Origin of the sequence: Mesorhizobium sp. M7A.F.Ca.US.006.01.1.1 (assembly GCF_003997935.1) — a bacterium.
Taxonomy (GTDB): Bacteria; Pseudomonadota; Alphaproteobacteria; order Rhizobiales; family Rhizobiaceae; genus Mesorhizobium.
In genome coordinates, this window is sequence record NZ_RZQL01000016.1 from 44,020 (window position 1) to 51,290 (window position 7,271).

Below are 7,271 nucleotides of genomic sequence, written 5' to 3' on the forward strand. Positions count from 1 at the left end.
GACTACCGATTCCACTGCTGAAGCGTCACTTCTTGTTGCGCGAGAGTTTGCCGAGCAGGCTGCCGAGCCCGGCCTTCTTCTTGATCTTGATTTCGCTGCGCCCGGTCAGCACATGCGCCATTTCGTTGATCATTGCGACGACCGGGTTCTTGGCATCCATTTCGCCAAGCATGCGTCCGTTGTTGGCGGCATTGCCGAACAGCAACGGATCAAAAGCAATGACCGACATTGGCGACAGACCGAGCGGCTCGGCGAAATCGGCCGGCGAAATCTCCGGGCGCTTCGGGACGCCGGCCTGGTTGATGATCAGCTTGGGCGGCGGATCATTAGGACGAAGCCGCTTGAGCATATCGACCAGGTTCTTGGTGTTGCGCAGATTGGCAAGTTCCGGTGTCGCGGTGATGACGATCTCGTCGGCCTTGACCAGGGTGTTCTTGGTCCAACCCGTCCAGGCATGGGGGACGTCGAGCACCAGAAGCGGCACGCTGCGCTGGGCGGTGTCGATGAGTTGAACGAAGGCCTCGGGATCGAAATCATAGACCCGTTCGAGCGTCGAAGGCGCTGCCAGCAACGACAGATGCTCGGCGCACTGGGTCAGCAGCCGGTCGAGATAGACTTCATCGATGCGTTCCGGTGAAAACACCGCCTCGGCGATGCCTTGCGCCGGGTCCTGGTCGAAATTGATATTGGCGGTGCCGAAAGCCAGATCGAGATCGGCGACGACCACTTCGGATTTGAACAGGGAGGACATCGCCCAAGCCACATTGTGGGCGATCGTCGAGGAGCCGACACCGCCCTTGGCGCCGACGAAGGCGATCGAGCGGCCGAGCGGCTCGGCTTCCGGATCGATGAAAATCGACGACACCACGCTGACGATGTCGGCCATCGAGACCGGAGCGATCACATATTCGGAAATGCCGTTGCGGATGAGTTCCCGGTAGAGGCCGACATCATTGTAGTGGCCGATCACCACCACCTTCGATGTCGGATCGCAATATTCCGAAAGCTGGGCGAGTTGTTCCAGCAATTGCTTGGGCTCGCTGCGCGATTCCAGCAGGATCAGGTTGGGCGTCGGCGCCGATTGGTAGAATTCGATGGCAGTGGGGACGCCGCCCATATGGACCTTGAGATGCGCCTTCGTCATGCGGCGGTCCTCACCGGCGCGCTCGACCGGGTTGGCAACACCCTCGGTCTCGCAGAATGCCTGGATCGAGATGCGCGGGATCGGCCGCAACGCCTGCATCGCGGCGATGTCCTGCTGCGAGGTATCGCTGCCGTCTACAGGAGTGTCATAGGCCAGATTGTTCATGTCCGTGTGCTCCGGAACTGCGCTCGTTAGTAGCTAACTTCGCCTTCTGCTTGCCAATCAAAGAAGGGTTGATTTCGGTACCCATCAATGACTTTCCCACGCTGCTCGGCGTCGATAGGCGCCTGCTTGCGCGGTCCGAGAAGGTCGGCCGGATTGGCCATCTGGGCGGCGAGGTTGTTCTGATACGAGCAGCCGAAATCGGCGTAGTGCTTGTTTTCCGATGTCTCCACGAGATCTTCAGGCCAGCGCCCGCATTTATCGGTCTGGGCTTTCACCGAGATATAAGCAACGCGAATGGGGGCCGAGGCCTCGGCGGAAGCGGACTGATAGGAGGTCATGACGATCCGGTTGCGCTTGATGCCGCTGGCAACCGCCAGCCGGGCGAAATCACGCCCGGCTGCGGCCGCCGCGACCTCGTTGGCGGAGCCTGCTGGGATAGCGATCGTCAGCGCCGGAGCGGCGCTCCTGTCGTAGCCGTCGAGAAAGCCCGAAAGTGTGTCACGCTGAGAGCCCGTCATGCCACGGTCACCGGCGCCCACCGGCAGGTCTATCTTCTGGTTCTTCTCCGCGATCACGATCGGATGATTGGTGCGATAATCGTCCGGGATGGCGCCGACCGTGATGCTGTCGCGCTGGGCGCAGCCGGCGAGCAGCGCCGCCACCGCAACCGCCAGGACAGGAACGAACCGCCGGCAGACCCGCGAGCGGCCAAAGCGCATCGGCGCGGCGATGGTGCTTGCCTTCAATGCTGATTGAGACATGTCCGCTTCCCCGCTTATTTGTAGATGAAGCCGACAACGCCATGGTAGCGGCCGTTGGGCTTGTCGGTCTGCATGGTGCCGTAGACACGATTGACGCGGCCAAGGAACATGGCGGCGCCATCGCTGGCCGCGTTGAAATTGTCGTCCGGCTTGGCAAGGTCGTTGCGCGCCACCGGCTTCACCAGATAGGGCGTGATGATGATGACGAGTTCGGTCTCGTTGCGCACGAAATCCCTGCTGCGGAAGAGCGCGCCGAGCACCGGGATCTTTGTCAGTCCGGGCAACCCGTTGACGGCTTGCCTGACATCGTCGCGAACCAGGCCGGCGATCATCATGGAGCCGCCCGAGGGCAGTTCAACGGTCGTATCGGCAAGACGCTTGCGCAGCGAAAGGGCGTTCATGCCGGAACTCGTCACGCCTTCGGACAACGACACGGATCCCTCGGTTGTCGGCTCGGAAACCGAGGTTCGGACTTTCAGGCTTATGCGGCCGGGAGACAACACCACCGGCTGGAATTCCAGGCCGATGCCGTACTCGATCTTTTCGACACTGTAGGTCTTCAACCCAGTCCGGTTGTCGTCGGATACCTTCTGGTCGACATTTGTGACCATGTTGTATTCACCACCGACCTTGAAGGTCGCCTTCTCGCCGGATACGGCGGTCAAGGTCGGCTCGGCCAAGGTCTTCATCACCCCGGACTGCTCCATGGCGTTGACATAGGCCTGCAGCCCCGACGCGCCGACCTGGAGGCCCGAGTTCGATAGCTGCTTGCCGAGACCCATGAAATTATCGCTGATCGCGCCGTAGCTAATGCCGTTGCTGCCCCCGCTGCCGACCATGTTGACGCCGAGCTGCTTCATCACCGAGCGGCTGACTTCGGCGACCGTGACCTTCAGCGTGACCTGGTCGTCGCCAATGATCTGCAGCAGATTGACGATCTTGCTGGTGCGGCGCTCCTGGTCCGGATTGTCGATGTCGACACCGCTTTGGGCCGAACCGCCGGCGGCGGTCTGCGAATATTGTCCGGTCGTTGCTTCACCACCCGAAACGAAGATCGTCGCCAGGTCGACCGCGCGCTTTGCGTCCAGCGGCGTGTCGACCGTTCCGGTCAGGACGACGTTGTCGTTCAGCAGTTCCACCTTGACATCCGACGTCGGCAGGAAGCGTCTGATATAATCCTCAAGGCCGGCAACGTCGCGTTCGACCGCCAGGTCCAGACTGACGATCTGCTCGCCATTCGGGCCAAAGACAAAGATGTTCGTCTCGCCGACCGCCTTGCCGAAAAGATAGATGCGCCTTGCGGTGCGGGTCACCGCGTCGGCAACCGCCGGGTTGGCGACGAGAATGTCGTAGGCATCGCTCGGCAGGTCGATGACCACCGACTTGTTGAGGCCGAGCTTGACGCGCTGGGTGGCTGTCGATGCCGTGACCTGCGCGTTCTTTGCCTCGACGACGCTGCCTTGCACGTTCGTTCCGACGAGCAGCAGGCCGAATGCCGCAGCTACGATTGCCGGCAGTTTGCCACCTAGCTTCATTTCCTTGCTCCCACTTCGGAAACTTCGCCCGACTTGATCAACCTCACCGTTCCCCTGCGGCCATTGCCGGAAACGAGATAGTCGGCCTCACCCACATTCTTTTCCTGCGTGTCCGCGACCGCCCGCAGCGCCAGGGTCAGGCGATCCGCCATCTGCTGGGCGACGGTGATGATCTCCGCCTGCTTGGGCGTCAGTTCCAGTGTGGCGGTCTGGCCGACCCTGGTCTTCTTGCCTTCCTCGTCCTCCTGAATGGTCTGGTCGATGGCCAGGACGCGGATGTTCTTGAGGATGGTCTCGGTGTTGAAGCCGGCGGAGCCGCTGGCGGCATCGGCCCTGCGGGTCATGATGACATCGACGAAATCGTTGGGAAGAATGAAGCCGCCGGCCGACGTATCGGCCGAGATGGCCGTGGCGACCGCCCGCATGCCGGAAGGCAGGATCGACGACATGAAGCTCTGACCCTCGCCGATCAGCTTGGAGCGCCGCAGGGGTTCTCCGGCATACATCGCCACACGGGCAATGGAACCCTTCAGCTTGTCCAGTGCCTCGGGCTCGGCGGTGCGGGTGATGAAATTCGCGTTGACGCCGTCGGCGGGCCAGGACTGCCAGGCGATGTTGTTTAGGATCGGGCTGCCCATCGGAACGTCGCCTGAAAGCACAAGCACATCCTGGAGTGCCACTGCCGGGGCCTGGGGAGCGGAATCGACGACGACCTGGGGCGGCGGTGCCACCATGTTCTTCGCAACATAGCCAGCGCCACCCGCCGCGGCCACCGCCACGCTCAGAATTATCAATCGCGATGCTGGCATCTGTCCGAACCCTTGCCCTGGCAAACCACGTAGCCAAGCCGGACTTTGCAGCGGCAATCGTCAAAACAAGGTTAATGTAATGCTTACGATCGTGATTAATTTAAGGTTTACATAAATTAGCCGGAATGTGGTCCGGACGGCCAAAATGGCCGGGCCGGCCCTGTTGAGAACGGGGTTTCGGCAATGCTGACAGACAATAAAAATAAGATCGTGCTCAAGCCGCCAGCCTGGCAAGCGCCCATACCATCAAAGGCGAATCCGGATAGGTCAGCAACCCGCCAAGGCCGAGGGCGACGCCATAGGGGACACCTTTTGCCTCGTCGGCGAAATGGCGCAGAAACGGATTTTGGCCGGTAACGGCCGCAAGCAGCGACTTCCGGTAGAGGATGATCGCCAGCGTCAGCAGGCCGCCGATGATTGTCGAGGCGACAAGATACTCGACGAGATTGATATTGAGGCCCATCCACATCGCGGTGGCAGCCAGAAGCTTGGCGTCGCCGCCGCCCATGCCGCCCATTGCAAACATGCCGAACGTCACGGCCAGGACCAGGGCGCCGGCGGCGAAGTGTCCGCCATAGGCCGCCCAGTCCATGCCTGTCAGGGGCGCGACCAGCGCGAAAACGACGACGAGCAGCACCGGCACGCGGTTGGCGATCGTCATCGACAGCATGTCGGAGATCGCGGCAAACAGCATGCAGAACGGAAAAACGACGAAGATCAGGGCTTCAAGCATCGGCGCTATGCCTATTGTCCGATTTCACGGGGCTCAATCTAAGTATGTTCGATTAACGATTGATGAGGCCAGGAGCGAAAAGACGACCTATATTGACTGCGGCATAGAAAAAGGGCCGCCACGCGGCGGCCCTTTTCCAGAAATGCGATGCAAGTGCTCGGCGATAAGCCGATCAGCTGCCGCCCGGCGCCGAATTCAGGGTGGTGCCGATGTTGGTGAACTTGGCGTTCAGCGCATTGCCGAGTGTGCCGGCGCCGGTGATGATGGCGAGCGCGATGAGAGCGGCGATCAGACCATATTCGATAGCGGTCGCGCCGGATTCGTCCTTCACAAAACGTGCGATGAGATTAGACATTCGAGAGCTCCTACTCCACGTGTTACAGCACTTCCGTCAACTTCTGTGATGGTTGATCGGATGTTGCCAATCTAGGGAGAAGCTCTTTCGATCGGCTTAAGAAACAGCCTTACCGATTCCTTTCCCGGTTCGAACATATTGCGTGGTTAACTTCGGGCTAAAGTACCGCCGAGTCTTCCAGTCCCGGGTTTGGCAGGCTTGCGACCCGACCTGACCGCGCCTCGCAGGCACCCTTGTCGGTCATTGCACGATTGGCGACATCGCATGCTTAACCGTTGGTTCACCAATCTCCTTCATGTTCCGTTGATCAGTCCGCCTGCGTGGAGCGCCTCAATGGCCCAGCCGAGATCGTCAATCCTGATTGCCGCGCTTCTTGCCGTCTCGAGCTTCGTCGCGCCCGCCATGGCCGGTGCCGGCATCGAGGTCACGATGAACCAGGCCAAGATCGTCAAACTGTCGCGTCCCGCCGACACCATCGTGGTCGGCAACCCGGCAATCGCCGACGCTTCCGTGCAGGACGCTTCGACGATCGTGCTCACCGGCAAGGGCTTCGGCGTCACCAATCTGGTTGTGCTCGATACCGACGGCAGCCCCATCGTCGATGAGCAGGTTACCGTCGTTCGGCAGGCCGCATCGTCGGTTCGCATCTATCGGCGCGCCGAAATCCAGACGATGTCCTGCACGCCCTATTGCGAAAGTTCCTACAAGAGCGAGGCGGAGAAGTCTTCCGAAGCGGAGATGAGCATCAGCCGATAGGTGGCGTGACCGGCTGCCGGTGCGGTTATTGGCTGGTTAAGAGACCTGCGCCGACTTTAACGATCATCCAAACCGGACCTCAATCGGTTTGCGATAATGCTCCTTCCGAGACCGCATAGAGATCGGCAGGATCGGACATGAGCAAGGAATACGGCCGCCCAGGCGACCACAAAGTGAGACGCCCAAGGTTTTTCGCCCGCTTCCTTCGTGACCGGCGCGGCGCCACGGCAATCGAATTCGCGATCCTTTCAGTTCCCTTCGCGCTGCTTGTCTTTGCCATTCTGGAAAGCTGCATCTCGTTTGCCGCGCAGGAAGTGATGGCCAACATCACCGACGATGTCGCGCGCCAGTTGCGCACCGGCCAGTTAAAGGCGGCCACCGTCACTGAAGACGGGTTGAAGACCACGATCTGCAACAAACTGCAGATCATTGTCGCCCAGGATTGCAAGCTTCAGTTGATGGTGGATCTTCGCCAATACACGGCCTTCGCAGACGCGGCGGCGGCCGGCTTCAAGATCAAGAACAACGATGTCCAGTTGACGAACGGCACCACCGAAGTGCCCTTTTCCACCAAGGCGGGTGCGGCGGAGACAAGGAACATGCTGCGGGTCTTTTACAAATGGCCGATCATGACCGACCTGCTGGCCAAATCGATGGGCGGCAACAAGACCCTGCATTTCGCATCGGTGACCTGGCAGAACGAGCCGTTCGACAACTGAGCGGAATGCACGAGCAGTATAAGAAAAGGGCAATGGGCATGATGCGTGCGGGGGCACATCTTATGATTACGGGAGTTTGGCGGAAAGCAAGTCGATTCTGGTCCGATCGCCGCGGCATCGCGGCGGTCGAATTCGCTTTGATCATGCCAATTCTGCTGATCATGTATTTCCTCACAATGGAAGCGTCGCAAGCCATCGAGGCCAGCAAGAAGGTCAGTCGTATCGGCAGCATGGTGGCCGATCTCGTCACCCAGCAGACAAGCGTCCTCAAAGCGGATGTCGACGCCATCATGC

Annotated in this window: 9 protein-coding genes; 3 read left to right on the forward strand and 6 right to left on the reverse strand. The window is 60.3% G+C overall.

Going from position 1 to position 7,271, the window contains the following annotated elements:
* Positions 1-25 precede the first annotated feature (25 nt).
* The 6 genes from EN943_RS05280 to EN943_RS05305 all read right to left on the reverse strand — a co-directional run bounded on the left by EN943_RS05280 (position 26) and on the right by EN943_RS05305 (position 5,502).
* Positions 26-1,309 (reverse strand): CpaE family protein, encoded by a 1,284-nt coding sequence (locus tag EN943_RS05280; protein WP_127411776.1) that lies wholly within the window; start codon positions 1,307-1,309, stop codon positions 26-28.
* A gap of 26 nt (positions 1,310-1,335) precedes the next feature.
* Complete coding sequence (locus EN943_RS05285; RefSeq protein WP_127411777.1) at positions 1,336-2,070, reverse strand: CpaD family pilus assembly protein; 735 nt, start codon at positions 2,068-2,070, stop codon at positions 1,336-1,338.
* 14 nt (positions 2,071-2,084) lie between these two features.
* Positions 2,085-3,605: a type II and III secretion system protein family protein gene (locus tag EN943_RS05290; RefSeq protein WP_127411778.1), complete on the reverse strand. Its 1,521-nt coding sequence runs from the start codon at positions 3,603-3,605 to the stop codon at positions 2,085-2,087.
* Positions 3,602-4,414 (reverse strand): Flp pilus assembly protein CpaB, encoded by an 813-nt coding sequence (gene cpaB / locus EN943_RS05295; RefSeq protein ID WP_127411779.1) that lies wholly within the window; start codon positions 4,412-4,414, stop codon positions 3,602-3,604. Before cpaB ends, EN943_RS05290 begins: the two co-directional genes overlap by 4 nt.
* 214 nt (positions 4,415-4,628) lie before the next feature.
* Positions 4,629-5,147, reverse strand: coding sequence for a prepilin peptidase (locus EN943_RS05300; RefSeq protein WP_127411780.1), 519 nt, complete (start codon positions 5,145-5,147; stop codon positions 4,629-4,631).
* Positions 5,148-5,319: 172 nt separating this feature from the next.
* Positions 5,320-5,502, reverse strand: a complete 183-nt coding sequence (locus EN943_RS05305) for a Flp family type IVb pilin (protein ID WP_127256708.1) — start codon at positions 5,500-5,502, stop codon at positions 5,320-5,322.
* A gap of 333 nt (positions 5,503-5,835) precedes the next feature.
* Between EN943_RS05305 and EN943_RS05310 the strand changes: the two genes are divergently transcribed.
* The 3 genes from EN943_RS05310 to EN943_RS05320 form a co-directional block, all read left to right on the forward strand.
* The gene (locus tag EN943_RS05310; protein ID WP_127411781.1) at positions 5,836-6,258 is read left to right on the forward strand and encodes a pilus assembly protein N-terminal domain-containing protein; all 423 of its coding nucleotides are present in this window, start codon (positions 5,836-5,838) and stop codon (positions 6,256-6,258) included.
* A 137-nt stretch (positions 6,259-6,395) separates the two neighbouring features.
* On the forward strand, positions 6,396-6,977 hold the full coding sequence (locus EN943_RS05315; protein ID WP_127411782.1) for a TadE/TadG family type IV pilus assembly protein: 582 nt from the start codon (positions 6,396-6,398) through the stop codon (positions 6,975-6,977).
* Between the two features lie 38 nt (positions 6,978-7,015).
* On the forward strand, positions 7,016-7,271 hold a 256-nt coding region (locus EN943_RS05320), incomplete at its 3' end, for a TadE/TadG family type IV pilus assembly protein (protein WP_164778080.1).

Bases quoted from the DNA above. Each gene is read 5' to 3' on its own strand.
- EN943_RS05280 (WP_127411776.1), bottom strand. From the start codon at position 1,309: ATGAACAATCTGGCCTATGACACTCCTGTAGACGGCAGCGATACCTCG.
- EN943_RS05285 (WP_127411777.1), bottom strand. From the start codon at position 2,070: ATGTCTCAATCAGCATTGAAGGCAAGCACCATCGCCGCGCCGATGCGC.
- EN943_RS05290 (WP_127411778.1), bottom strand. From the start codon at position 3,605: ATGAAGCTAGGTGGCAAACTGCCGGCAATCGTAGCTGCGGCATTCGGC.
- cpaB (WP_127411779.1), bottom strand. From the start codon at position 4,414: ATGCCAGCATCGCGATTGATAATTCTGAGCGTGGCGGTGGCCGCGGCG.
- EN943_RS05300 (WP_127411780.1), bottom strand. From the start codon at position 5,147: ATGCTTGAAGCCCTGATCTTCGTCGTTTTTCCGTTCTGCATGCTGTTT.
- EN943_RS05305 (WP_127256708.1), bottom strand. From the start codon at position 5,502: ATGTCTAATCTCATCGCACGTTTTGTGAAGGACGAATCCGGCGCGACC.
- EN943_RS05310 (WP_127411781.1), top strand. From the start codon at position 5,836: ATGGCCCAGCCGAGATCGTCAATCCTGATTGCCGCGCTTCTTGCCGTC.
- EN943_RS05315 (WP_127411782.1), top strand. From the start codon at position 6,396: ATGAGCAAGGAATACGGCCGCCCAGGCGACCACAAAGTGAGACGCCCA.